This window comes from Ruegeria sp. CDSB029, from assembly GCF_059611125.1.
On sequence record NZ_JBXWOX010000029.1, the window covers coordinates 16,559 to 42,175 of the forward strand.

General features: G+C 56.7%; 25 protein-coding genes and 1 pseudogene. 22 read left to right on the forward strand and 4 right to left on the reverse strand.

Annotated features, from left to right (window positions below):
• Positions 1–26 precede the first annotated feature (26 nt).
• Positions 27–467, reverse strand: a complete 441-nt coding sequence (hpaR, locus tag AC2FI8_RS22430) for a homoprotocatechuate degradation operon regulator HpaR (protein ID WP_058281156.1) — start codon at positions 465–467, stop codon at positions 27–29.
• A 106-nt stretch (positions 468–573) separates the two neighbouring features.
• On the opposite strand from hpaR, the gene AC2FI8_RS22435 reads away from it, so the two are divergent.
• The 16 genes from AC2FI8_RS22435 to maiA all read left to right on the forward strand — a co-directional run bounded on the left by AC2FI8_RS22435 (position 574) and on the right by maiA (position 15,891).
• Positions 574–972 (forward strand): 5-carboxymethyl-2-hydroxymuconate Delta-isomerase, encoded by a 399-nt coding sequence (locus tag AC2FI8_RS22435; RefSeq protein WP_058274537.1) that lies wholly within the window; start codon positions 574–576, stop codon positions 970–972.
• Between the two features lie 3 nt (positions 973–975).
• A complete protein-coding gene (gene hpaE / locus AC2FI8_RS22440; RefSeq protein ID WP_496781019.1) occupies positions 976–2,484 on the forward strand; it encodes a 5-carboxymethyl-2-hydroxymuconate semialdehyde dehydrogenase in 1,509 nt (502 codons plus the stop codon).
• 164 nt (positions 2,485–2,648) lie between these two features.
• On the forward strand, positions 2,649–3,491 hold the full coding sequence (gene hpaD, locus AC2FI8_RS22445; RefSeq protein WP_058274535.1) for a 3,4-dihydroxyphenylacetate 2,3-dioxygenase: 843 nt from the start codon (positions 2,649–2,651) through the stop codon (positions 3,489–3,491).
• A 24-nt stretch (positions 3,492–3,515) separates the two neighbouring features.
• Positions 3,516–4,997 (forward strand): NAD-dependent succinate-semialdehyde dehydrogenase, encoded by a 1,482-nt coding sequence (locus tag AC2FI8_RS22450; protein ID WP_496781020.1) that lies wholly within the window; start codon positions 3,516–3,518, stop codon positions 4,995–4,997.
• A complete protein-coding gene (locus tag AC2FI8_RS22455; RefSeq protein ID WP_496781021.1) occupies positions 4,997–5,851 on the forward strand; it encodes a fumarylacetoacetate hydrolase family protein in 855 nt (284 codons plus the stop codon). The genes AC2FI8_RS22450 and AC2FI8_RS22455 overlap by 1 nt, the downstream gene beginning before the upstream one ends.
• Complete coding sequence (gene hpaH / locus AC2FI8_RS22460; RefSeq protein ID WP_496781022.1) at positions 5,848–6,648, forward strand: 2-oxo-hept-4-ene-1,7-dioate hydratase; 801 nt, start codon at positions 5,848–5,850, stop codon at positions 6,646–6,648. Before AC2FI8_RS22455 ends, hpaH begins: the two co-directional genes overlap by 4 nt.
• An 11-nt stretch (positions 6,649–6,659) precedes the next feature.
• Complete coding sequence (locus AC2FI8_RS22465) at positions 6,660–7,715, forward strand: aldolase/citrate lyase family protein (protein ID WP_496781023.1); 1,056 nt, start codon at positions 6,660–6,662, stop codon at positions 7,713–7,715.
• A gap of 43 nt (positions 7,716–7,758) precedes the next feature.
• Positions 7,759–8,487: a metallophosphoesterase family protein gene (locus tag AC2FI8_RS22470; RefSeq protein WP_496781024.1), complete on the forward strand. Its 729-nt coding sequence runs from the start codon at positions 7,759–7,761 to the stop codon at positions 8,485–8,487.
• Between the two features lie 362 nt (positions 8,488–8,849).
• Positions 8,850–9,800 (forward strand): MBL fold metallo-hydrolase, encoded by a 951-nt coding sequence (locus tag AC2FI8_RS22475; RefSeq protein WP_496781025.1) that lies wholly within the window; start codon positions 8,850–8,852, stop codon positions 9,798–9,800.
• Between the two features lie 25 nt (positions 9,801–9,825).
• A complete protein-coding gene (locus AC2FI8_RS22480; RefSeq protein WP_496781026.1) occupies positions 9,826–11,460 on the forward strand; it encodes an FAD-dependent oxidoreductase in 1,635 nt (544 codons plus the stop codon).
• Positions 11,457–11,648 carry a DUF2783 domain-containing protein gene (locus AC2FI8_RS22485; protein ID WP_496781027.1) on the forward strand — a complete coding sequence of 64 codons (192 nt, stop codon included), beginning with the start codon at positions 11,457–11,459 and terminating at the stop codon, positions 11,646–11,648. Before AC2FI8_RS22480 ends, AC2FI8_RS22485 begins: the two co-directional genes overlap by 4 nt.
• 16 nt (positions 11,649–11,664) lie before the next feature.
• Positions 11,665–12,699 (forward strand): TRAP transporter substrate-binding protein, encoded by a 1,035-nt coding sequence (locus AC2FI8_RS22490; RefSeq protein ID WP_496781028.1) that lies wholly within the window; start codon positions 11,665–11,667, stop codon positions 12,697–12,699.
• A 3-nt stretch (positions 12,700–12,702) separates the two neighbouring features.
• Positions 12,703–13,251, forward strand: coding sequence for a TRAP transporter small permease (locus AC2FI8_RS22495; protein WP_082637164.1), 549 nt, complete (start codon positions 12,703–12,705; stop codon positions 13,249–13,251).
• On the forward strand, positions 13,248–14,564 hold the full coding sequence (locus tag AC2FI8_RS22500) for a TRAP transporter large permease (protein ID WP_058278629.1): 1,317 nt from the start codon (positions 13,248–13,250) through the stop codon (positions 14,562–14,564). The genes AC2FI8_RS22495 and AC2FI8_RS22500 overlap by 4 nt, the downstream gene beginning before the upstream one ends.
• A gap of 63 nt (positions 14,565–14,627) precedes the next feature.
• Positions 14,628–15,173 (forward strand): VOC family protein, encoded by a 546-nt coding sequence (locus AC2FI8_RS22505; protein WP_496781029.1) that lies wholly within the window; start codon positions 14,628–14,630, stop codon positions 15,171–15,173.
• An 85-nt stretch (positions 15,174–15,258) separates the two neighbouring features.
• On the forward strand, positions 15,259–15,891 hold the full coding sequence (maiA, locus tag AC2FI8_RS22510; RefSeq protein WP_496781030.1) for a maleylacetoacetate isomerase: 633 nt from the start codon (positions 15,259–15,261) through the stop codon (positions 15,889–15,891).
• Between the two features lie 156 nt (positions 15,892–16,047).
• On the opposite strand, the gene AC2FI8_RS22515 is transcribed toward maiA, so the two are convergent.
• Positions 16,048–16,476, reverse strand: a complete 429-nt coding sequence (locus AC2FI8_RS22515; RefSeq protein ID WP_496727452.1) for a MarR family winged helix-turn-helix transcriptional regulator — start codon at positions 16,474–16,476, stop codon at positions 16,048–16,050.
• Positions 16,477–16,922: 446 nt separating this feature from the next.
• Here AC2FI8_RS22515 and AC2FI8_RS22520 point away from each other — a divergent pair, with 446 nt between their 5' ends.
• From AC2FI8_RS22520 to AC2FI8_RS22545, 6 genes are read left to right on the forward strand one after another with little or no spacing between them, the layout of a single operon-like run.
• Complete coding sequence (locus AC2FI8_RS22520) at positions 16,923–18,224, forward strand: amidohydrolase family protein (protein ID WP_496781031.1); 1,302 nt, start codon at positions 16,923–16,925, stop codon at positions 18,222–18,224.
• A gap of 39 nt (positions 18,225–18,263) precedes the next feature.
• Positions 18,264–19,247, forward strand: a complete 984-nt coding sequence (locus AC2FI8_RS22525; protein ID WP_496781032.1) for a BMP family protein — start codon at positions 18,264–18,266, stop codon at positions 19,245–19,247.
• Positions 19,216–20,622 carry an amidase gene (locus AC2FI8_RS22530; RefSeq protein WP_496781033.1) on the forward strand — a complete coding sequence of 469 codons (1,407 nt, stop codon included), beginning with the start codon at positions 19,216–19,218 and terminating at the stop codon, positions 20,620–20,622. The genes AC2FI8_RS22525 and AC2FI8_RS22530 overlap by 32 nt, the downstream gene beginning before the upstream one ends.
• Complete coding sequence (locus tag AC2FI8_RS22535; RefSeq protein WP_496781034.1) at positions 20,619–22,139, forward strand: ABC transporter ATP-binding protein; 1,521 nt, start codon at positions 20,619–20,621, stop codon at positions 22,137–22,139. The genes AC2FI8_RS22530 and AC2FI8_RS22535 overlap by 4 nt, the downstream gene beginning before the upstream one ends.
• Positions 22,129–23,172 (forward strand): ABC transporter permease, encoded by a 1,044-nt coding sequence (locus AC2FI8_RS22540; protein WP_496781035.1) that lies wholly within the window; start codon positions 22,129–22,131, stop codon positions 23,170–23,172. The genes AC2FI8_RS22535 and AC2FI8_RS22540 overlap by 11 nt, the downstream gene beginning before the upstream one ends.
• The gene (locus AC2FI8_RS22545; protein WP_496770426.1) at positions 23,169–24,110 is read left to right on the forward strand and encodes an ABC transporter permease; all 942 of its coding nucleotides are present in this window, start codon (positions 23,169–23,171) and stop codon (positions 24,108–24,110) included. The genes AC2FI8_RS22540 and AC2FI8_RS22545 overlap by 4 nt, the downstream gene beginning before the upstream one ends.
• Positions 24,111–24,294: 184 nt before the next feature.
• Here the strand turns inward: AC2FI8_RS22545 and AC2FI8_RS22550 are convergent.
• Both AC2FI8_RS22550 and AC2FI8_RS22555 read right to left on the reverse strand, forming a co-directional pair.
• A pseudogene (locus AC2FI8_RS22550) lies at positions 24,295–24,727 on the reverse strand (IS6 family transposase); the annotation flags it as partial.
• Between the two features lie 126 nt (positions 24,728–24,853).
• A protein-coding gene (locus tag AC2FI8_RS22555; protein ID WP_496781036.1) for an IS6 family transposase occupies positions 24,854–25,536 on the reverse strand; the annotation gives its coding sequence in 2 pieces (ribosomal slippage) (positions 24,854–25,251 and positions 25,251–25,536; 684 coding nt in all).
• Between the last annotated feature and the right edge of the window lie 81 nt (positions 25,537–25,617).

Consider the following 25,617-nt stretch of genomic DNA (forward strand, 5'->3'; position numbering starts at 1 on the left):
GCTGGCCCCGGTCTTCAAGGTCGGGGTCAAACCTTTACGGCCTGCAATTCCTCAAGTAGATCCAGTAGGTTGTCGATTTTTTCCTGCCCCATTTGCGCCTCGATCGTATTGTGAATCGCCAGCGAGGTCGCAAGGTTCTCTTCAAGAATTTGACGCCCCTCATCGGTGATCTTCACCATGGTGCGGCGCTTATCCGTGCTGCCCTGACGGCGGGATATCTGCCCATCAGTCTCCATCGTGCGTAGAATTCGCGTCAGGCTGGGAAGCAAAAGGCAGGCCTCATTTGCAATAGTGCTTTGTTCCACTTCGCCCATTTCGTCCAGAACACGAAGGATACGCCACTTTTGCTCAGTCAGCTGTATACCCTGCAGCATATCCCGAATTGGGGCCATAACGGTTTCGCGTGCGCGCAGCAGGGCGATCGGAAGAGCGCGAGAGGTTCTCGTGGTATGGCTTTGTCGGTTCATTCCAGCCTTCTAGAACGCCATTTCAGGAATTGCAAAGATTAACAAAGCAAGTTCTTGACGGTCGCGATAAAATTTACTAAACATGTTAAGTAGTAAAGGAGAGGTCATGCCACACTTCCACGTCGAATACTCCGGCAATCTGGACGATCGGGTCGACATCGGTGGCTTGTGCGAATGCATACGAGACACCGCTGCGGGGATTGAGGCTTTTCCAATGCCGGGAATTCGCGTCCGCGCCACGCGTGTTGACTATTTTGCCATTGCGGATGGAGATCCCAAGCATGGCTTTGTGGACATCTCAATCCGCCTGCGCGCTGGCCGTCCTGACGACGTTAAGAAGGACGCCACACAGCGTATCTTTGACGCGGTTGAGGCGTATCTGGAACAGGCCTTCTCGAAACACTCTATCGCGCTTTCACTAGAGATGCGTGACATCGACCCAGACCTTTCGCCCAAGACCGGCACAATCCGGAATCATTTGGCTGCGACAAAGCAGGAGACCTGACGCATGAGCGTACTGGATACGAATATTGAGAAACTGGCAGGCTTTCTGGCCCGGTTCAAAGAAACAGGCATCAAGAACCGTATCGCAGGCGAAGACCGGGATGGCGCAGCGGGTGTTTTCCAATCCTCCTCTCCCGTGGATAAATCGGTGATCTGCGACGTTGCGCACGGTACGTCCGACGATATCGACGCAGCGGTCAAAGCGGCCCATGCTGCCTTTACTGAATGGCGCGACATGCCCGCCACCGAACGCCGCCGGATCCTGTTGAACGTTGCCGATGCGATCGAAGCCCGGGCCGAAGAAATTGCGCTGTGTGAATGTTGGGATACGGGCCAAACATTACGGTTCATGTCCAAGGCCGCGCTGCGCGGAGCCGAGAATTTTCGCTACTTTGCGGATCAGGTCGTGCAGGCTCGCGACGGGCAGCACCTGAAATCGCCGACGTTGATGAATATCACCACCCGTGTACCTATCGGCCCGGTTGGTGTGATCACTCCGTGGAACACACCTTTCATGCTGTCGACTTGGAAAATCGCGCCCGCTCTGGCTGCGGGCTGCTCCGTGGTCCACAAACCAGCCGAAGACTCTCCTTTGTCTGCCCGTCTGTTGGTGGAAATTGCTGAAGAGGCAGGGCTGCCCAAGGGCGTGCTGAATACTGTGAACGGGTTTGGCCCTGATGCCGGCAAGGCGCTGACAGAGCACCCCTTGATCAAAGCCATCGCTTTTGTCGGAGAAAGCCGGACAGGCAGCATCATCACAAAGCAGGGTGCCGATACGCTAAAGCGGATGCACCTGGAACTTGGCGGTAAGAACCCCGTTATCGTGTTTGATGACGCCGATCTGGACCGGGCTCTGGATGCGGTGATTTTCATGATCTACTCGATCAACGGTGAGCGCTGCACCTCGTCCTCGCGGCTGCTGGTGCAGGACACTATCAAGGAAGAGTTCGAGGCCAAACTGGTCGAGCGTGTGAACAACATCAAAGTCGGGCACCCCCTGGACCCTGCGACCGAGATCGGCCCGCTGGTCACTGAGGAGCATTACAACAAGGTGACCTCATACTTTGACATCGCAAAAGAGGATGGCGCCACCGTCGCGGCCGGTGGCGTCAAGGTTGGTGACGACGGGTATTTCGTACGCCCGACATTGTTTACAAATGCCAATAACGACATGCGCATCGCGCGTGAGGAAATATTTGGCCCTGTGCTAACTTCCATTCCATTCTCGACCGAAGAAGAAGCGCTGCAGATCGCCAATGACACGCCCTATGGGTTAACCGGCTATGTCTGGACCAACGACCTTACACGTGCCCTGCGCTTTACCGATAAGTTGGAAGCTGGGATGATCTGGGTGAACTCGGAAAATGTTCGCCACCTGCCCACGCCCTTTGGCGGGGTAAAGGCGTCGGGTATCGGTCGCGACGGCGGTGATTGGAGCTTTGACTTCTATATGGAGCAGAAACACGTGGGCTTTGCCACTGGTCAGCACAAGATTATGCAGTTGGGAAAGTAACGCCTTCCGAGCGACGTCTGGACAAGGTGCCGCTCGTAAAAAGTTAGGATACGCGCGCACATCTATGGTCCAAAAACTCTTTGAGAGTCGGACCAAACGACGTCTGGTCGTCCGCTCTCCCTTACAAAGCGGTCAGACGCCACCTTATATGAGGAGGAACTGTCATGGGAAAGATTGTACAGGCTGCTAAGATCACACATGTGCCCAGCATCTGGATGTCCCACACGATGCCGAAATACAAAGGTATCCGGCAACCTGCGATAGATGGTTACGCACGTCTGCGTCAGGACGCGATTGACCGCGAGGTCGACACCTTCATCATCTTCGATACGCATTGGATCACCAATCAGGGTTTTCACCTGAACACAAAAGAGCGCCACAAGGGCCGTTTTATTAGCCATGAACTGCCGCACATGCTGGCGGATATGGAGTTCGACTATCGCGGTGATCACGATCTTGGTGAAACTATCCTCGACGTTCTGAGAGAACGTGGGGAACGGGCATTGGGTCATTCGCATCCCGACATGGGCATGGAATACGGTACCCTTTTGCCAATGCATTTCATCAATGACGGTGTGAATGCCCGGGTACTGCCGGTTGCGGTCAACCAGTTCTCATCCATCGCCGAGAACCGCGTTTGGGGCGAAGCCATCGCAGAAGGCATTCGGCGCTCGGACCGCAATGTTTCTATTCTGGCCTCCGGGTCTCTAAGTCATGACTTCACGCCGAATGAGCGCTCGGTCGAGGGTCTGAACGCAGTGAATGGCGAGTTCAATCGCCAGATGGATATGCGCGTTCTCGAATTGTGGGAACAGGGCCGGTTCGAAGAATTCTTGGACCTTTTGCCTGACTACGCCAAGAAATGTACGGGCGAGTGTGCGATGAACGACACTGCGCTGCTGTTCGGTGCGTTGGGATGGGGCAGTTACAAAGGCGAGATCGACATCTACACCCCGTATTTCGGTAGTTCCGGAACGGGTCAGGCAAATATCAGCTTTTCGGTCTGAGGCCGAGACACGGGAATCCTGCAAATGACAGACTTACGTCTCAACGACCCCACGTTGCTTATCGAAGCGGCGCGGGTTGGCTCCAAGTGGGTCGGTGCCACTGAAGTATCCACCACCTTGGAAGTGACCAACCCGGCAACTGGTGATCTAATCGGACGAGTCCCCAATCTTGGGGCGGCCGAAACGTCCGAAGCAATCGCCGAAGCGCACCGTGCACAGAAGGGCTGGGCCAATCGCACAGCGAAGGACCGCAGCCAAATCCTGCGCCGCTGGTATGAGCTGATGATCGAAAACCAGGATGATCTTGGCGCTATCCTGACCGCAGAGCAGGGCAAGCCGTTGGCTGAGGCCAAGGGTGAAATCGCTTATGGCGCCAGCTTCATCGAATGGTTCGCTGAAGAGGCCCGCCGCGCCTATGGCGACGTCACCCCCGGCCACGCGCCGGACAAGCGGATCATCACAATCAAACAACCGATCGGGGTTGTTGCCGCGATCACGCCGTGGAATTTCCCCAATGCCATGATCACGCGAAAGGCGGGACCGGCACTGGCGGCAGGCTGTTCCATGGTGCTCAAACCTGCCAGCCAGACGCCGTTCTCGGCTATCGCGCTGGCAGTTCTGGCCGAGCGAGCCGGGTTGCCTGCGGGATTGTTCTCGGTCATCACTGGATCAGCGCGCGCCATCGGAGGTGAGATGACCTCGAGCAAAATCGTGCAGAAACTGACCTTTACCGGGTCCACCGAAATCGGCGCGATGCTTTATGCGCAATGCGCACCTACGATCAAGAAACTAGGTTTGGAATTGGGCGGCAACGCGCCGTTCATCGTGTTTGACGACGCAGATTTGGACGCGGCAGTCGAAGGGGCGGTGATCGCCAAGTTTCGAAACAACGGCCAGACCTGCGTCTGTGCCAACCGCATCTATGTCCAGTCTGGGGTCTACGACGCGTTCGCCGAAAAACTGGCCGCTAAGCTCGCAAAACTGCCGACTGGAAACGGCTTTGACGAAGGCACCGTCTTTGGCCCACTAATCGATCAGGCCGCAATCGCGAAAGTGTCTGAGCATATCAAAGACGCGACCGACAAGGGTGCAACAGTCACACTGGGCGGCAAACCGCGCGCCCTTGGCGGCACATTCTTCGAGCCAACCATCCTGACTGGCGTGACCGCAGACATGGCGGTGGCGACCGAGGAAACCTTCGGCCCAGTCGCGCCTTTGTTCAAATTCGACAGAGAAAGCCAAGTTATCGCAGCAGCCAACGATACCGATTTCGGCCTCGCCTCGTATTTCTATTCGCGCGACATGGCCCGTGTCTGGCGCGTATCTGAGGCATTGGAATATGGCATGGTCGGGATCAACACCGGCCTGATCTCAACTGCCGAAGCGCCCTTTGGAGGCGTTAAGATGTCAGGTCTGGGGCGCGAGGGGTCGCGCCATGGGCTGGATGACTTCATGGAACTCAAATATTTGTGCATGGGTGGCATTGACGCCGCCGAGGAGGCCTGATGCGCTTTGCAACTTTCACCGCAAACGGAGCAACATTTTTCGGCGCAATCACCAAGGACGGTGCAATTGCGCTGAACGACGCCTTTCCCGATCAGGCTAGCCTTTACGAGGTGATCGCCGCGGGCGGGTTTGAACAGTTGACCAAGGCCGCAGCAGGCCGCGAAGTGACCCACAAGGAATTCACTTACGAAATGGTGATGCCGGATGTCCGCCGCATCCTCTGCGTCGGAGTGAACTTTCCCGACCGCAACGCAGAATACAAAGACGGCAGCGAACAGCCGAAATACATGTCGTTGTTTCCGCGCTTTGCCAGCGGTTTCACCGGGCACGACCGCCCGCTGATCCGCCCGCCGGAAAACCACACGCTGGATTACGAGGGCGAGATCGTTATCGTGATTGGCAAATCCGGTCGGCGAATTTCGCAGGAAGATGCCTATGACCACATCGCAGCCCTGACCTTGTGTAACGAAGGCACAATCCGCGACTGGGTCCGCCATGCCAAGTTCAACGTCACACAGGGAAAGAACTGGGACAATTCCGGTGCCATCGGTCCGTGGCTAGTGCCATTCACCGACGCGGCCCAGTTAGACGATGCCCGAATTCAGACCCATGTGAATGGTGAGTTGCGCCAGGACGATACGCTGAATCGCATGATGTTCCCGATAAGGCGCGAGATCGAATATATTTCGACCTTCATGACGCTTCTGCCCGGTGACATCATCGTCACCGGCACCCCGACGGGTGCGGGTGCGCGGTTTGATCCACCAAAATACCTGGAACCGGGTGACGTAGTGGAAATCTCAGTCGAGGGCATTGGAACGCTGCGCAACACAGTCGAGGACGAACAGGTATGACCCCCGAAGATCATGCCCGTGCCGCAGCCGACTTGTTGCAGGCTGAATGTTCGCACGAACAGATTGGCCTTCTGACACTGCGCCATCCCGAAATGGGGATGAGCGACGCCTATGAGATCCAGAACGCCATTTATCGAAAAAAATTGGCCGAAGGGCACAAGGTGATCGGCTGGAAAATCGGGTTGACCTCGAAAGCGATGCAATATGCGCTGAACATCGACATCCCCGACAGCGGAATTTTGTTCGATGATATGAAGTTCGATCACGGCGGAACCGTTCCTGCGGGCCGGTTTATCCAGCCCCGGATCGAGGTTGAGATTGCTTTTGTCATGAAATCTGCGGTAGGCGGAAAGAACGTAACCCGTGACGACATCATTGCCGCCACGGATTACGTCGCGCCTTCGATTGAAATCCTCGACACGCGTATTCAGCGTGTCGACCTCGCGACCGGACAAACACGTACCGTCTATGACACAATAAGCGACAACGCCGCCAATGCGGGCATCGTGTTGGGCCCTGAGCGTCACGCGATAGAAGCATTTGATTTGCGTTGGGTTGGGGCACTGACGTTCCGCAATGGTGAGATCGAGGAAACCGGTCTGGGCGCGGGTGTTCTGAACGACCCGGTCGAAAGCGTCGTCTGGCTGGCCCGTCGCATGGCGCAGTACGACCAGAGCATAGAACCGGGCCAGGTGGTCTTGTCCGGTAGCTTTATTCGACCTGTCGAATGCGCACCGAGCACCGAAATTCATGCTGATTTCGGGCCATTTGGCTCAGTCGATATCAGCTTTGCCTAAAGGAGGCCAGGATGCCTGCGCCACTAAACGCTTTCAAGGCCGCGCTGCAGGCTGGTCAGCCGCAGATCGGCTGCTGGATTGGAATGGCCGACACCTATGCCGCCGAAATCGCGGCAACGTCCCATTTCGACTGGTTGCTTGTTGACGGGGAACACGCCCCAAACGATCTTCGCTCAATCCTGGAACAGGTGCGGGTCATCGAAGGAAGCGGCAGCCAACCGGTCGCACGTTTGCCGATCGGTGAAACCTGGATGATCAAGCAATACCTCGATGCCGGCGTTCAGAATATTCTGGTTCCGATGGTCGAAAGCGGAGATCAGGCGCGGGATTTGGTGCGGGCTGTGCGATACCCACCCTACGGGGTTCGGGGCGTGGGATCGGCGTTGGCAAAGGCCTCGCGATTTGCGGCGATCCCGGACTATCTGAAAACGGCGGATGAACAAATCTGCCTGCTTGTTCAGGTGGAAAACCGCGCCGGGTTAGAGGCACTAGATGATATTCTTGCCTCTGACGTTGATGGGGTCTTTCTCGGTCCCTCCGATCTGGCCGCTGACATGGGCCATATTGGTGATGCTGGTCATACAGAAGTGGTAGAGGCTGTGTTGGACGCGATAACGCGAGTCGTCGCGGGAGGCAAATTTGCCGGGATACTGACACTTGATCCGGCCATGCAGCGTAAATGTCTGGATCTGGGGGCGACCTTCCTGGCCACAAACATCGACGTAACTTTGTTTGCGCAGGCGGTGCGCCGGGCCGCCGATGAAGCCTTGGCGTTGCTACCTGACCAAAGCGTTTCGGGTGTTGCCAAAACGAAAGCGGCCAGCAAGTACCTGCAGCAATTGTGCAAGCACTGGTCCCACAAGGCCCAGGTGGCTTTCGACGACACCCACGGCAGCGTGGAATTTCCGGGCGGAAATCGGCTGACCTTGGTCGCAGGTGAAACCAGCCTTTCGCTGACGGCTAAGACCGGCCCTCGCGGAGATCTGAACCGCTCGCAGGAAGTCATCGAAGCGCATCTGGTACGGTTTGCTTTTCGCGAAGACATTAGCATTGACTGGGTGGGCTGATCCCAAATCAACTACCGCCTGAAGACGACTACAAGGAACACTCATGTCAGATCCGGTTTATGTAATTGGCGATATCCATGGCCAACTGGGGATGCTTGAAGACGCACTGGACCGGATCGAACGGGATGGAGGACCAGACGCCAAGATAGTGTTTCTTGGCGATTATACGGACAGGGGTGCGCAAAGTTGCGGGGTTTTGGATCTGCTGGTCCGAGGGAACGCCGACGGTAAGAACTGGGTCTTTCTACGTGGCAATCATGACCAGATGTGCGCAATGTTTCTGGAGGACTATCCGCGCAATGATGCGCGCCTGCTGGTCGGGTATCACTGGCTTCATCCTCGGATCGGCGGGATCGAAACGCTGCAGTCCTATGGGGTTGAAGCCACCAACGTGGACAGAATCTATCAAGTTCACGCCAAAGCCAAAGAGGCCGTCCCTCAGGCTCATATCGATTTTCTGAACGGGCTAAAGCCGTTCCATCAGGACGGAGCATTGCTGTTCGTGCATGCAGGTATTCGACCAGGAGTGAAACTGGATCAGCAAGACCACGACGATCTGATATGGATTCGTGAGGAATTCCTGAACCATAAAAACCCATATCCATGGCTAGTTGTCCACGGCCACAGCCACGTCGCGGCACCTGAACATCATGGAAACCGTATCAATCTGGATACAGGTGCAGGCTATGGCCACGCCCTAACCACCGCCGTGTTCGAAGGCACCAAATGCTGGGTACTGGATGATGGTGGGCGGAAACTTGTGACTCACTGAGACAGTCTCCGGCTCACATGGCGTAAAAATGTGGAGTCGCCGATGTCGTTTCTGTTTCAGAAGCTTCTCAACCATGATCGCCGTCAGCGCTAAGCCTTGAACCACCACATTGGGTCCATCAGACGCTTATTTGAACAGCAGTTCTTTACGGCGGTCGGCATGATTGGCTGAAAAAATTGCGGGAATGGACAACATTTTTCTACGCCGGCAACTTCGCAAAAAGTCTTCGAACGCACTCAGCAACAATAGTTCAAACACGTAACTCCAAACGAAACGGCATTGACTTTAGTTTCATTTGTAACGATATTCGTTGCAAATGAAACAAAACGAGTCACGCGAGCGACATACTTCGGGAGAACACAATGGCTAAGGCATTCGCATCTCAGGGAGATTTGGGTGAGAAGACGATTAGCTTCACCGAAGTGGGTGAAGGGCTTTGGGCCTTTACTGCTGAAGGTGATCCCAATTCCGGCGTGATCATCGGCGATGATAGTGTCATGATTGTCGAGGCGCAGGCCACACCACGTCTGGCTGGCAAGGTGATTGAGAAGGTCAGAGAAGTTACCGACAAACCGATCACACATCTGGCGCTAACTCACTATCACGCGGTTCGTGTTCTGGGCGCTTCAGCATATGGCGCAGATCAGGTTCTCATGTCCGAAACAACCCGAGCGCAGGTTGTCGAACGCGGTCAGGAAGATTGGGACAGTGAGTTTCAGCGTTTTCCACGTCTGTTCGAAGGCCATGAGAGCATTCCCGGACTGACCTGGCCCACCACGACCTTCAAGGATCGCATGAGCGTCTACCTTGGAAGTCGACGCGTCGATCTTATGCATCTTGGTCGCGCTCATACTGCCGGTGACATCGTCATTCACGTCCCCGACCAGAACGTCATGTTTACCGGTGACATCGTCGAGTACCACTCGGCCTGCTATTGCGGCGACGGCCATTTCAACGATTGGGGCGGCACTCTGGACAATATCGCCGCATTTGACGTCGATGCTATCGCCCCCGGACGCGGTGATGCTCTGCTCGGAAAAGACATGGTTGAAGCAGCAATCGAGTCCACCCGGGGTTTTGTCGAAAGCACCTATCGCCCGGCTGCTCGTGTCGCCGCTAGCGGCGGCACCCTGAAAGATGCCTGGGACGCTGTACGCGACGCGTGCGACCCGAAATTCACTGACTACGCGATCTACGAACACTGCCTGCCGTTCAATGTTGCGCGCGCCTATGACGAAGCCCGCGGCATCGACACACCACGTATCTGGACGGCGCAGCGGGATCTGGAAATGTGGGAGCAACTGCAAGGCTGAAAGCCTGAAGGGAGGGGATTTTCCAATGTTTGATGACCGTTACACGCTCGCCTACAAGAGCTATCCATACGAGAAGTCGCCCGATCAGGATATTGACGCACCGGTGCGTCACCCGGTTGTGGTCATGGGCGGCGGGCCGATCGGAGTCGCCACAGCCCTGGACCTCGGCCGCCAGGGTATTCCGGTGGTTGTGCTTGATGATCATGAGGGCATCGGCATGGGCAGTCGGGCGATTTGTTTCGCAAAGCGCTGTCTGGAAGTGGCCGACCGCTATGGCTGCGGCGAACCGATGCTCGAAAAAGGCGTTGTCTGGAATCTCGGTAAGGTATTCCATCGCGATGACAAGGTATTCGAATTTAACCTGTTGCCGGAAGACGGGCATAAATACCCCGCCTTCATCAATCTACAACAGCCATATTTCGAGCAATACATGATCGATCGCCTGCGCGAGCTGCAGGACAAGGGTGCCCCGATCCAGTTGCGTGGCAAGAACCGTGTGGACAGCGTTGAAGTACACGACGATCACGTCACCCTGAAGGTGATGACACCGGATGGACCTTACACGCTTGAAGCGGACTGGCTTATTGGTTGCGACGGCGCCAATTCACCACTGCGCGGGATGCTTGGTCTCGATTTCAGCGGTCGAGTCTTTCAGGACAGCTTCCTGATTGCTGATATCAAATTGAAAGGCGATCTGAATTTCCCTACTGAGCGCTGGTTCTGGTTTGAACCGACCCACGGCTCCGGCGCCTCAGCTTTGTTGCACAAGCAACCTGATGATGTCTGGCGGATCGACTTCCAGATCGGCTGGGATGTTGACCGCAAAGAAGAACTTAAGGAAGAGAATATCCGTCGCCGATTGGACGCAATGCTGGGGGATGTGGACTACGAAATGGTCTGGTCCTCTATCTACACCTTCCAGTGCAAGCGGATGGACAGTTTCCGCTCGGGGCGGGTGTTTTTTGCTGGTGATGCGGCGCACCAAGTCTCGCCCTTTGGTGCGCGTGGTGCCAATTCCGGCATGCAGGACGTGGACAATCTTGGCTGGAAACTAGGTCTGGTAATTCAAGGCAAAGCGCCTCAAAGCCTGCTTGACACCTACGATGCCGAACGGGTTCATGGCGCGGACGAAAACATCATGAACTCTACACGGTCCACCGATTTCATCACGCCGAAATCAGAAACCAGCCGGATCTTCCGCGATGCTGTGCTCAGCCTGAGCGGAACGTATGAGTTCGCACGACCGATGGTCAACTCGGGTCGGCTCTCGGTTCCATGCGTGTACAGTGGATCGGGACTCAATTCCGCCGACGCGCTGGCAGGCGGTCCCGAAAGGACGCAGCCCGGTGCCCCCTGCCCCGATGCACCGCTGAGCGATGAATACCTGTTGTCGAAGCTGGGTGATGAGTTCATTCTTTTGACAATCGATGCAGAAGCACCTGAAATTCTGGAAGAGGACGGGATTACGGCACGCCGCCTGGCTCTTTCAACCCGCGACGATCCGACCGGTCAGCTCAGGAAACGCTATCTCGGCGAAGCCAATTCGGCGGTCTACCTAATCCGCCCAGATCAGCATGTCGCTGCCCGCCGAGCGGAATACAACGAAACCCTGATGCGCACCGCCTTGCGCCGTGCGGCCGGTAAGGAAGTAAGCCAATGAGCGATCTGACCCTGACACCGAATATCGACGGAACCGACGATTTCTACGCCGACCTGCTGGCAACGCATGAGGGCAAGACCAAGGCCGAGAGCGATACAATCAACGCGAGGTTAATTCTGATCCTGGCCAACCACATCGGCGACCGGAACGTCCTGAGCCAGGCGCTCAATGCCGCCGACATCACATAATCCAAGGGAGGATATCATGAATATCAAACTGAAGGGCAACAGCCTGCTGCTCGCCGGCATTGCAACCGCTGCAATGTCTATCGCAACGACTACTGTGGCAGAGACCAAACTGGCGCTTTCGAGCTGGCTGCCGCCGCGCCATCCGATCGTAGTTGAAGCAATCAAACCCTGGGCCAAGCAGGTGGAGGAAGTCACCGATGGCCGCGTGACTGTACGTGTGCTTGCAAAGCCCATGGGCCCACCCCCGGCACATTACGACATGGCTGCCGAAGGTATCGCTGACATCACCTATGGCTTGCATTCCTTTACCACAGATGACCGGTTCACCCGCTCTCGGATCGGTCAGTTCTCGTTCATTGGTGACGATGCCGTTGCCGGTTCCAAAGCATTCTGGAATGTCTATTCCGGCCCGCTGGAGGCGCAAAAAGAACATGAGGGCACCAAGCTTCTCGGGCTATTCGTGCATGGCCCCGGTATGCTGCACAACAACGTCCGCAAGATCGAGACAACGGACGATTTCGCAGGCCTGAAAATCCGCGTGCCCGGCGGCTATATCTCGGATCTGATGTCCGGTCTCGGCTCCACAACGCTCTTCATGTCTTCCGGTGAGGTGTATGAAAAGCTCTCGCGCGGAGTAATCGACGGTGTGACGTTCCCCTACGATGCTCTGGCTGCGTTCAAGCTGACCGAAGACGTCAAGTACACGATGCAAGTCCCCGGCGGCATCTACAACACCACTTGGTTCATGGTCATGAACGAAGACAAATGGAACGAGATCTCTGAAGAGGATCAGGCGGCCATTGAGGCGATTTCCGGTGAAGCCTTTGCTGCACTGGTTGGCGAAGCTTGGGTTGGTGCAGACGAGAAAGGCAGCGCCGCGGCCGAAAAGGCCGGGATCGAAATCTACGAAGCGCCAGCCGAAGTCGTTGACGCGATCAAATCCCAGGCAGCAGATGCCGAAACAGCGTGGTCCGAAGCCATCTCGGCGGACGGCTACGACGGCGCGGCGGCACTGGAAGAAATGCGCAAGCAAGCTGGCGTGGACTTCTGATCCATGGAGCGGCTTCGCCATCGTTTCCCCGACCAGCCCCCTGATGAGGGGCTGGACATCGGGCTGCTGCTCGACAGATCTCTGGGTGTCGGGGCCGCACTGATCCTGTTCAGCCTCGTCCTCATCACCTGTGTGGATGTGGTTGGGCGTTACCTGTTCAACGCACCGCTTTCCGGCGCCTTTGAACTCACTGAAATACTGCTGGCAGCGCTCGTTTTCCTTGCCTTGCCACTGACGACAGAGCGCCGTGAACATGTCGAGGTCGACCTGCTGAATCTGGCGCTGGGACGCAAGACGCAACGTCTTTTGTCCGCGTTTGCAGGCCTGTTCTCTGCAGCCCTGTTAGCCACCTTTTCTTGGCGGCTTTTCACCCATGCGGCCAAGGCCGCACATGACGGCGCGGTGACCAACGCGCTTGAGATTCCACTGGCACCATTCGGCTATCTGGCTGGGGTCTCCTGCATGGTTTCGGCGTTCATCGCATTCCTGCGCGGATTACAACCCCCCATCGAACACGACACCGATCAAGATCACCTAGAGGGCGCCCCATGATTGAATCTCTGATCGGCTTTGCGATCCTTCTGGGACTTATTCTACTGCGCGTGCCCATCGCGTTCGCAATGGCGGCTGTAGGCGGCTTTGGGTTTGCCTATATGCGTGGTTGGGAGCCTGCCTGGGCTATGACAGGGCAAGTGGCCTTTGACACTTCTTTGTCTTACTCCCTTTCGGTCATCCCTCTGTTCATCTTCATGGGCAATGTGTTGGCCGGTTCAGGCGTGGCACACGGGCTGTTCGCCGGTGCCGATCGGCTTTTTGGCAGGCTGCGCGGCGGACTTGCCATGGCTTCAGTCTTTTCTTGCGGCGGTTTCTCCGCGGTGTGCGGCTCGTCCCTGGCCACTGCTGCCACGATGTCAAAAGTTGCCATGCCTTCAATGCGTCGTTTTGGCTATGATGACCGGCTGGCGACAGGCTCTATCGCCGCGGGTGGAACACTAGGCATTTTGATCCCGCCGTCGGTGATCCTGATCATCTACGGCCTGTTGACCGAAACCAATATTGCCAAGCTTTTTATCGCGGGAATTGTGCCAGGTATCATTGGTGTGCTGTTTTATCTTGGCGCGGTCATGGTTGCGGTACGGTTGAACCCATCTCTGGCTCCGGAGGAGGAAAACACCGAACCCATGAGTCGGGCTGACGTCATAGGCGTGATCTGTGTGCTGGGCCTTTTTCTCTTCATCATGGTTGGCATCTATGGTGGGTTCTTCACACCGACTGAGGCGGCCGGAATGGGTGCAGGTGCTTCGATCCTGATCGCCATTGCCCTCAGGACGATGACCTGGCGCAGCTTTTTTGCAGCTACGCTGGATTCGATCCGGGCTACTGCCATGATCTTTGCTGTGATCATCGGTGCCGAGCTGTTCACCAACTTCATAAACTACGCCGGACTGCCGGATGCCCTATCAGGCTTTGTTGTCGACAATGAATTGCCGGTCTGGGCAGTCATTGTGTTCATCATGCTGACCTACATGGTGCTTGGTTGTGTGCTTGAAAGCCTGTCGATGATCTTGCTAACAGTGCCGGTCTTTTACCCACTGATGTTTGAGCTTGAGTTTGCCAATGAACTCCTGCTCGATCCCGAAAACGCCCTGATCTGGTTCGCCATCGTCGTTGTTGTGGCCACTGAAATCAGCCTGATCACACCCCCGGTCGGTATGAATGTCTTCGTGCTGAAGGGCGTGTTGCAAGATGTCTCACTTGGAACGATCTTTCGCGGCGTGCTGCCATTCTGGATCGCGGACATCCTGCGGCTGACCCTGCTCATCCTTGTACCCTCACTGTCACTCTGGCTGGTGGGGTTGATGTAACCGCCTGAGGCGGCCGTAGGTCGCCTTGGCCTTGAAAACTGCACCCTCGGAAAGGAAAAATCGATGAAAATCGAGAAGATCCATCACGTCGCTTACCGCTGCAAAGACGCAAAAGAGACGGTCGATTGGTATGGAAAAATGCTGAACATGGACTTCATCCTGGCCATCGCCGAGGATCATGTCCCATCGACGCATGAGCCGGACCCCTACATGCATCTGTTTTTGGACGCCGGGAATGGGAATGTTCTGGCCTTCTTCGAGCTGCCCACGAAGCCGGAAATGGGCCGGGATCCCAACACTCCGATCTGGGTGCAGCACATCGCCTTCAAGGTGAAGGATCGTGAAACGCTGCTTCAGTTCAAGGACCATCTGGAAGCTAATGGCGTCGAAGTACTCGGCGTGACCGACCATTCGATTTTCCACTCTATCTACTTCTTTGATCCTTCCGGCCATCGTATCGAACTGGCCTGCCCGGACCCGGAAGAAGTAGCGCTGCTGGAGCGCATGGACGAAGTGAAGTGGCTTATGTTGGACGAGTGGTCGAAGACCAAGAAAGCTCCGAAACATGCCGATTGGCTGCATGCCAAAGAACTCAACAAGTCTGCCTGACAGGCTTCTCGTGCCAGAAGACTTTCTGGCACGAGAACCGAACTTTGGCAAAATCCAAGACGGCTGACCACAAAACAAGGAAGTCATGAAACTATACGGCTATTGGCGCTCGACGACCTCTTTCCGGGTCCGGATCGCACTGAATCTCAAGGGTGTTTCCTATGAAACAGTTCCGGTCAACCTTGTTGCCGGAGAGCAGCGCGCGCCGGACTATGTCGCGCTGAACCCCGGAAAGGGCGTTCCTACGCTGATCCTTGAGGACGGTCGTGTACTCACCCAATCGCTTGCGATCATCGATTATCTCGACGCCACCATACCCGAACCTCCGTTCCTGCCGGAGGACCCGTTCGAGCGTGCGCGGGTACAGTCTGCGGCCCATACCATCGCGATGGACATTCATCCGGTTAACAACCTTAGGGTCACTGCGCATCTGAAGTCCCAGTACGGGCTTACGGCTGAGGATGGGATCGAGTGGTTCCGGCATTGGATGACCGAAGGTTTCCATGCCTACCAAGCGCTTTTGCCAGCTAACACCATCTTCAGTTTTGGGGATAAGCCGGACCTCGCCGATATCTGCCTTGTCGCACAGCTTTACAATGCACATCGCTGGGGCGTCGATATGGCTCCATTCGAACGGTTACTTGAGATCGAAGAACGCGCATTTACCCTGCCCGCATTTGACGCCGCCCGACCTGAATACCAGCCCGACGCCTCCTGAGAGAAACACACTGGCAAACCTCTTTCTCTTCTAGGTCGACGGCGTCAACTCGGCCGAGATGGCAATGCCCTTCCGCGTCACTGATTACACGGATTTCTACGCCGGTCGGCAGCCAGCTCTCCAGATGGCTTGAGTTACGCAGATTGGCTTATGTACCTATGTAACCGACGCGGCCTTAAGCAGCGCAGTCACGCCTCGGTCCAGAGCTGCACGGTCCTCAGCCGACATGGAATTAAGCATCCCTTGCGCGCAAGCATCGACTTGTGGCAGCAACTGTTCGAAACATCGATGGCCTTCCGGCGTACAATGATAAACCCTTATCCGGCGATCTTCTTCGGAAATTGCTCTGGTTATCAATCCTTTATCGTCAAGCCTCTGCGCGGCCCGGCTGACTTGAACCTTATCCAGAGTGGTGCGTTGCGAGAGCTCAAGAGAGGTCAGGCTTTTGGCATTGGCAAGTAGAAAAAGCAGGCGCCATTCCTCCCGTGATAGCCCGAATTCGCGCTGGTATACTTCCGTGAGTTTTCGTGAGAACGCTTCGGACGCCACGGCGAGGCGATAGGGAAAGAAGGAATCTAGTTGCATACGAAACTATAATCCCGCTTTGTTTCACATGCAACGACATTTGCCTGCATTGATCTTCGCCACCCTTATGCAGGTTGTTTTGCAAACTATAAGCCGAAGTTTACGAAATCGCGGCTCCCAGTGCTTTGATTTTGTTACGAAGATTTTTTCTGCTTGCCGGAAAACTGCGGATCCGCTGGATCAAGGTTCCGGATCGGCAATTTGCTGAAACAGACAGATTCCCAGCGTGAACCGACCTTTGCAAAAATTAGCAGTTCTGCAACGCAAAATCCCAAAAGCGAAAGTTGATCGTCATGTCGGCTTCAGCTGCCAAGAAAGATCAACACACGCCTTGGTTATTAGCACGCTCCGAGACTAGCGGAAACACTGGGTCCGGAAGTGCCGCAAAAACTATTAGCATTCTTGAAGAATACTTTTTACCATGCGGTCAAATTTGGGGGAGTTGGATGCTCGATTTAATCATCAGACAGGCCAGCCTGCCGGATGGCAGCGGGCCGGTGGATATCGCGATAAAGGCAGACCGCGTTGCGGAAATTGCGCCTGATATCAAGGCTGAGGCGCATGAAGAGATTCAGGCGGCTGGGCGCTTGGTTTCCCCTCCTTTTACGGACCCGCACTTCCATATGGACGCGACCCTGAGCCTAGGGTTGCCGCGCATGAATGTCTCGGGCACACTTTTGGAGGGTATCGCGCTTTGGGGGGAATTGAAGCCCCTGCTGACACCCGAAGCCGTGATTGAACGGGCCATGCGGTATTGCGATCTGGCCGTGTCGCAGGGGCTGCTCGCCATCCGTTCGCACGTGGATGTTTCATCCGCCCCGTTGGTGGGTGTTGAAGCGCTCTTGGAGGTACGTAAACAGGTCGCCCCCTATATCGATCTGCAACTGGTGGCATTCCCGCAAGATGGCCTTTACCGATCAGAAAACGCAGAGAGAAACCTGATCCAGGCGCTCGATATGGGTGTCGATGTCGTGGGCGGGATCCCGCATTTTGAACGCACGATGTCGGAAGGGGCTCGATCGGTCACAAGACTGGCCGAGATAGCGGCGGACCGCGGCCTGATGCTGGACCTGCACTGCGATGAAAGCGACGATCCGATGTCTCGCCACGTAGAAACGTTGGCCTTTGAGACCACGCGCCTTGGGCTTGGGGGCCGTGTAACTGCAAGCCACGTCACTGCGATGCATTCTTATGACAATTACTATGCATCGAAGCTAATCCCGCTCATCGCAGAAAGCGGTATGAACGTGGTACCCAACCCTCTGATCAATATCACGCTGCAAGGGCGTTCGGACACCTATCCGCGCCGCCGAGGTCTGACCCGCGTGCCAGAGCTGCGCGCGGCTGGTGTAAACGTTGCCTTCGGGCAGGATTGCACAATGGACCCGTGGTATTCGCTCGGGTCCGCCGACATGCTGGAAGTGGCTCATATGGGTGTGCACGCGGTACCGATGACATCCCGAGAAGCGATGGAATGGGCATTCACATCGGTAACCCAAAATGGCGCCAAAGCCATGGGCCTGCCCGACCCGACAATCCGCGAGGGCGGCCCTGCCAGTATGGTTGTACTGCAGGCGCGTGATCCGATTGAAGCTGTTCGCATGAAACCCACCCGCCTTGCCGTGATCAAAAACGGCAAGGTGTTGGCCCGTACAGAGCCCCGAATGGCCGCGCTTTCGTTGCCCGGCCGCCCCACGACCCTGGATCCCGCAGATTACGCTCCCAGGCCCAATACTCAGGAAGCTTAAGAACAAGAACAATCGCCACCAACAGAAGAGGATCTACCAATGAAACTCACCACAACCCGCCGTCAACTGATGGTCGGCGCTGCGGCCACGCTGGCCCTGCCGGCTTATGTCCGCCGCGCGAACGCACAATCTGCGACCCGAGTCGCTGGCGTACATATGTCTCCGGTCGAAAACGCCTGGAACAGCCGTATCCACGTGGCGATGCAGGAGGCCGCCGACGCTGGTCTGATCGAATACGAGTTTTCGGAAGGTGTGGCTCCGACCGACTATCCCCGCGCGATGCGCGAGTATGCCGAAGGTGGTGCGCAAATCATTTGGGGCGAATCCTACGCCGTGGAACGCGAAGCACGCGAAGTGGCGGGCGATTACCCGGATACCGCTTTCCTCATGGGCTCTTCCGGTGGGCCGGAAGGGGACAATTTCGGCGTCTTCGGCACCCGCAACCACGAAGCCGCCTATTTGGCCGGGATGCTTGCGGGCCAAATGTCAGAAAGCAATGTCTTTGGTTCGGTCGGCGGTTATCCGATCCCTGAAGTGAACCTGTTGATCAATGCCTTCCGAATGGGGGTGACCGAGGTGAACCCGGATGCCACCTTCGTCAACGGCTTTATCGGAGCATGGTTTGATCCGGCCCGCGCGCAAGAAGCTGCGATTGCCCAGATCGATGCGGGCGCGGATGTCCTGTTTGGCGAACGCATTGGCACCGCGGATGCCGCCCAAGCGCGTGGCGTGAAGGCCATTGGTTCTCTTATCGACTATACACCGCGCTACCCTGGTACGGTCTTTGCCAATGCGATCTGGAATTACGGTCCTACTATCGAGGCCATCGTAGCGGACGTTCAAGCCGGTAATCCAACGGGGCGCAACTACACGGAATATTCCTTCATGGCCCATGGCGGCAATGAGTTGATCTATGTCGCCAACGAAGTGCCTGCTGACGCCATCCCGGCCATGGAGGCCAAACAGGCCGCGATCCAATCCGGCGAATGGGATGTTCCGATCGACGAAAGCGAGCCCTCCTGATCCCGCGGGCTTTGACGTGACCGATGCTACGGCTCTTGCAGCTGCCATTGCGGCAGGGCAGATCTATGCCGTCGACGTGATGGAGGCAAGTCTTTCTGCCTGCCATGCGCAGGCGGATTTGGGGGCCGTGGCATTTCTGGACGAAGACATGGCTCTCGCCGCGGCGAGGGCAGCAGACGCATTGCCATCTGACCAACGCGGTCCGTTTCATGGGGTTCCGTTTTTGGTGAAAGACCTCGGTGGTTTCGCAAAAGGACTACCCGCTGCGGCCGGATCCGCAGCAATCCGCGCACAAGCGCGTAAACCTGAAAGTGACAGTCGCCTGTTACAGTATTTGCGCCAAACCGGCTTGATCCCATTTGGCTTGACTACAACACCCGCATTCGGCCTTTCCCTGACATGCGAACCAGATGGCATGGCTGCGACCCGAAATCCATGGAATCCCGCGTTGACACCCGGTGGTTCATCTGGCGGCGCTGCGGCTGCGGTTGCAGCCGGTATCGTTGCAATTGCTCATGCCACGGATGCAGCCGGATCCATCAGAGTACCTGCTGCGTGTTGCGGTTTGACCGGGCTCAAGCCGTCTCGTGGTGCGGTGCCCGGAGGCCCTGATTTTGCCAATCACCTGATGGGCATAGCATCTGAGCTGGTCTTGGCGCGCTCGGTTCGCGACGTGGAGACCGCCCTTCAATCTGTAGTCCGGCCAATGGCCCCAGTGCACTTCCCAAAACGTCCCCGTGTCGCGGTGGCATTGCCGGATCGTTGTGGACCTGATCAGCGCAAAGCTGCAGAAGGTGCTGCCGACGCGCTGCGCGACGCAGGCTGTGAAGTGTATAATGTTCGTGCCCCCGACCGGATTGGGGCTGAAGCTCATGAAATCGCCCGAACCATACTGGCTGTTTCGTTGGCTGAATGGCTGACCGCACTCAAAATCTCCGATGATCAGGTCCCCCCGCTCGCAGCCGCCTTGGCTACTGAGGGTCGTGCGACACCTGCCACCGCGCTTTTTGCGGCCTCGCGACAACTGGCACGCCTGACAAATCGCTCCCGCAAGCTTTTCAAATCCGCCGATGCCATCCTGATGCCGGTCCTATCGTCTGCACCACCCGTCGTCGGCACTTTGGATCTGTCTGGCACTTCCCCCGATGAACACATGGCGCGGCTGGAAGCTTTTGCCCCAAACGCCGCGCTTGCCAATGTTGCTGGCTTGCCAGCCCTGGCGCTGCCTTTTGGCATGGCAAATGACCTTCCTCTCGGTGTACAACTGATTGGTCCCACCGGCGCCGATTTCGCACTGCTAAAACTCGGTGCACTTATCGAGACCCGCGCGCCCGCACTTTCCTTTCCGTCCCCAATCGCAGGCCTACCCACATGACCAAGGTTCTGGAGCTTCACGGCGTCACCAAGCGTTTTGGAACGCTTACCGCAAATGATGATGTGACCCTGACACTGGCGGAGGGGGAAATCCTTGCGCTTCTGGGTGAAAACGGCGCAGGCAAGACGACGCTGATGAATATCCTGTTTGGCCACTACGCAGCCGACGCAGGTACTGTCAGGGTGTTCGGCGAAGAACTGCCTCCGGGCCTTCCACGCGCAGCGATCGAGGTGGGTGTGGGAATGGTTCACCAGCACTTCACGCTTGCGGGCAACCTCACCGTTCTTGAAAACGTCATGCTTGGCTCCGAACCCTTGACTCGCGCGCGTTCCGCTCGTGGTGAGGCGCGCGAAAAGCTGTTGCAGATCGCAGAGCGGTTTGGCCTGCCCGTGAACCCCGAGGCCAAGGTTCGGTCGCTTTCCGTAGGAGAACGCCAGCGTGTTGAAATTCTTAAAGCGCTCTACCGCGACGCGCGCATATTGATCCTGGATGAACCTACCGCCGTTCTGGCCCGGCCCGAGGCGATGCGCCTGTTCGAGACCCTGCGCGACATGACGAAGGAGGGTCTTTCGCTTATCTTCATCAGCCACAAACTGCATGAGGTCATGGCTGCCTCTGACCGTGTGGCAGTGCTACGCGGCGGCAAAATGGTTGCAGAACGCAAAACCTCTGAAACCAACCCCGGAGAGCTGGCGGAACTGATGGTTGGCCGCAAAGTGGAACGGCCCGTACGCCATGACCATAAGATTGGCGCGCCAGTTTTGATTGCAAAAAATGTGCGCGTGGAAGAGGACGGTGAGTTGCGTCTGGATGACGTGTCATTCACCGTCCATACTGGTGAAATCCTTGGTATCGTTGGCGTTTCAGGCAATGGTCAGGCTTCGCTCGGCGGGTTGCTTTCTGGGCTGCTTCACCCAAGCGCCGGGCAGCTGACACTTCTGGACGAAGATATCGGTCATCTGGGGCCGCGCGGCATGATCCGTGCGGGGGCTGGTAGAGTACCGGAAGACCGACACGCGGAAGGCGTAGTAGGCGAGTTGAGCCTGTGGGAAAATGCGGTGCTCGAACGGCTGCGTACACCAGAGTTTTCGCGCCGCGGCTTTGTCCGGCAAGGCGCCGCTCGCGATTACACCTCAGGGCTGATCGAACGTTTTGATATCCGTGGTGCCAGTCCCGACACGCGAACAAGGCTGTTGTCTGGCGGCAATATGCAAAAGCTTATCCTCGGTCGGGTCCTGACCAACGGACCGCGTTTTGTGCTCGCCAACCAGCCGACGCGCGGCCTTGATGAAGGGGCAATTGCCGCCGTTCATGCCGAGCTTTTGGCTGCCCGGGCCGAAGGCGCAGCAATCTTGCTCATCTCTGAAGAACTGGAAGAAGCCGTGGCCCTGTCAGACCGTATACAGGCCATCGTTAAAGGGCGCTTGTCGGAGCCCATATCCGCCAACGAGGCTGACCCGCAACGTCTTGGCCTGATGATGGCGGGTGTTTGGAAGGAAAATGATGATGCGGCTTGAACGACGCACACATGTGCCACTGCACCTTGTGATCATTGCGCCGCTGGCCGCGATCTTTACTGCGTTACTTCTCGCTGCGGGTCTCATCGCAGCTGCGGGTGTAAACCCACTCACGGCGTATGGCGAAATGCTGACTGGTGCGCTTGGCTCCCGCCTTTCGATCACCGAGATGCTGACCCGCGCCACACCGCTCATTTTCACAGGGCTTGCTGCGGCAGTCGCCTTCCGCGCGCGACTTTGGAACATCGGAGGTGAGGGGCAGTTCTTTGTTGGTGCGCTGGTCACCGCTTGGATCGGGCATTCGCTCGGGGTTCCGGGATGGATTGGTATTCCACTTTTGATGCTAGCAGGCATGACTGCGGGCGCGGCTCTTTTGGCGGGACCTGCCTATTTGCGCCTGCGTTTCGGGGTGGATGAGGTGGTGACGACCCTTCTGCTCAACTTCATCGTAATCCTTTTTGTGGGCCTCATGATTGAAGGCCCGATGCGCGATCCGTTGGCCTTTGGGTGGCCCTCTTCAGTGCCCGTAGACGGAGATTTTCGGCTCCCGGATCTGATCCCGCGCACGCGTCTGCATATCGGGCTGCTTTTTGCCATCGCAGCAGCAGGCGCCGTTTGGCTGATCCTGGCGCGCACGGTTTTTGGCGCTGAAACGCGCGCCGCAGGTTTGAACGCCAGTGCCGCTGCCTTTGCCGGAATATCCCTACCCCGAACGATCATGGGCGTAGCTCTGCTTTCGGGCGCCCTGGCGGGGCTCGCCGGGTCTGTCGAAGTCATGGGTGTAACGGCAGGGGTCACCACCACCATGAGCCCCGGTTTTGGCTATGCAGGCATCGTTGTCGCCATGCTCGCCGCCTTGCATCCGGCCGGCGTCGTTGCTGCCGCTGTTTTCGTTGCCACAGTCTTCGTCGGGGCCGACGCTATGAGCCGCGCAACCGGTGTTCCCAGTTTCATCGCTGATGTGATTGTAGCGCTCTGTTTGCTTACCATGATCGTGGCCCTTCTTTTCACAACCTACCGGGTGCGCCGATGAGTGATGCAATTGATCTGCTGCTGAATACCAGCTTGTGGGCTTCCGTGTTGCGTATTGCCACGCCACTCATATTCGGCGTCCTTGGCGCATTGCTCTGCGAACGTTCGGGCGTGCTCAATCTGGGAATCGAGGGGATCATGACCATGGGCGCGATGAGCGGATGGCTTGCCGTCTACATGGGTGCACCGTTGCTCGTGGGCCTGATGATTGCGGCCCTTTGCGGCGCCGTGATGGGCTTGCTGCATGCCATGCTGACGGTTCCGCTTGGGCTTTCGCAACATGTATCGGGGCTTGGTATTACGCTGTTTGCATCTGCTTTGGCCTACTACCTCTACAGGCTACTTGTCGAAGTGGGTGACTTGCCCCCAACGATAGAGCCTTTCCAGCCACTCAATGTTCCTGGGCTTTCCGACATACCTGTTCTAGGTCCGATCCTGTTTTCCCAGGCCCTGCCGACTTATCTGGCGCTCTTTGCTGTGGCTGCAATGGCGTATGTCCTTGCCCGAACACCGTTAGGGCTGGCCATTCGGATGACCGGTGAAAACCCGCATGCGGTCGAGGCGCAGGGGTTGAACCCCATCCGCATCCGCATCGGCGCAGTTGTTGTCGGATCGGCTTTGATGGCGGTGGGCGGGGCTTTCCTGACGACAACGGCGTTTAACAGCTTTTTCCCGGGTATGGTTCAGGGGCGGGGCTGGATTTGCATTGCGCTGGTCGTCTTCGCCAGCTGGCGGCCCGGCAAGGCGCTGATTGGCGCGGTATTATTCGCATTCTTTGATGCATACCAGCTGCGGCTGCAGACTGCGATTGAAGGCGTACCCTACCAGCTCTTCCTGATGGCGCCTTACGTACTTTCCATCGTCGCGCTCGTCCTTGTCGCCCGCAGAGCCGAAATACCTGCCGCGTTGATGGCACCCTACCGGCGCGGAGAACGTTAGCGGCATTCGTTCGCGCATATTGGCCGGAATTGAACAAGAAAAAAGAATTCGCACTGCAAGACTGAACGGGTGTTGTCGCGATAACTTGCGGCGCACCAAGGAATGCTGATACCCGGATCTCAAGCGGCTTAGTTTGCGGCATTCCTAGCGTCAAATGGCCGAAACGGTGATTTCGGATTGTTTAGGCTGAGCGACGACGTGCTGGGACACAGAAGCAATTCCGAACGGCTGAATGGGTTGCCACGAACCTCTGAAAGCCGCCTGGAGACAGATGGCCTTGCATCGTCCGTTCCCGTTTTCGGAATGCGAGATGGCTGTTTTCAGCGCGGTTATTGAGACCCGTGTGCGACCAATGCTTCAGATCTTGAGCGACCTCGCGCCCAGCGGCGCCATATGAGCGCAGCTTGTCTGTGATGGCTTGCTTGGGAATGAAGCCGAGGCGTTTTTTTCAGGTGGCGTAAAAGGCGTTTTGCAGCCCGTTTGCCCCAATTCGGTTGGAGGACTTCGCCCAGCACAACGCCATGCTGATCGACTGCGCGCCAAAGCCAATACTTGCGACCAGAGATGCTCACGACAACTTCATCAAGGAGCCAGACGTCGCCTTGTCGACCCTGTTTCCAAAACCCCGGACGAGATGCATAAACAGACAAACTGCATATCCAGAAGAGATCATCAATGTTTTCACGCGAGGTTCTGTCGCAAACTTTTCAGATGGCAGAGCATTAGTGGAATTGGTGAGCGGTTTACCCTGCCAGTTGGGCGAACTGCTGAAACGGACGGAGGCCGGTTGTGAATTGGCCTTTGCGGATCATGTTGACCATTTCTATGCCTGCCAGGACGGATGCGGCTGAAGCGAAAGATTTGAATCCCAGCATGGGTCTGATCCTTCGTTTGATGAAACGGTGATCTTGTTCAATGATGTTATTGAGGTATTTCTGCCTGACCATTTCGATCGGGATCGGGCAGCCATAGCTTTTGAGCATCTTGCTGATCGCCTTGATACCAGCTGTATTGGCTCCACTTTTGTCGATGACGATCTTGCGCGGTAGACCGTTCACCTCAAGCGCGCGGGCGAAGAACTTCGTCGCTGCGGCTTTATTTCGGCGATGGGACAACATGAAATCCAGGGTTTTCCGTGTTTGTCGTTCACTCGGCAAAGAAAAACCCACACGCCTTTCACTATCACATTGGTTTCATCCATTCGCCACGAACGGTCGGCGGGGCGCTTTCTATACCGTGCTGCCTCGGCAATGGGACCAGTATATCGACTGACCCAACGGTTCAGCGTAGCATGATCCAGATCAACGCCGCGTTCCGCCATGATTTCTTCCAGATCCCGGTATGACACGCCGTAGCGCAGGCAGAAGAAAACCGCGTGCAAAATCACGTCTTTCGGAAAATGCGTGCCCTTAAATGAGATCGCCACGGGTTGCTCCTGTCATGTCCCGGCACGCGTTAACAGAACTGCGTTCAATCTGACAGGTGCGGTAGAGTTTGCGACAGAACC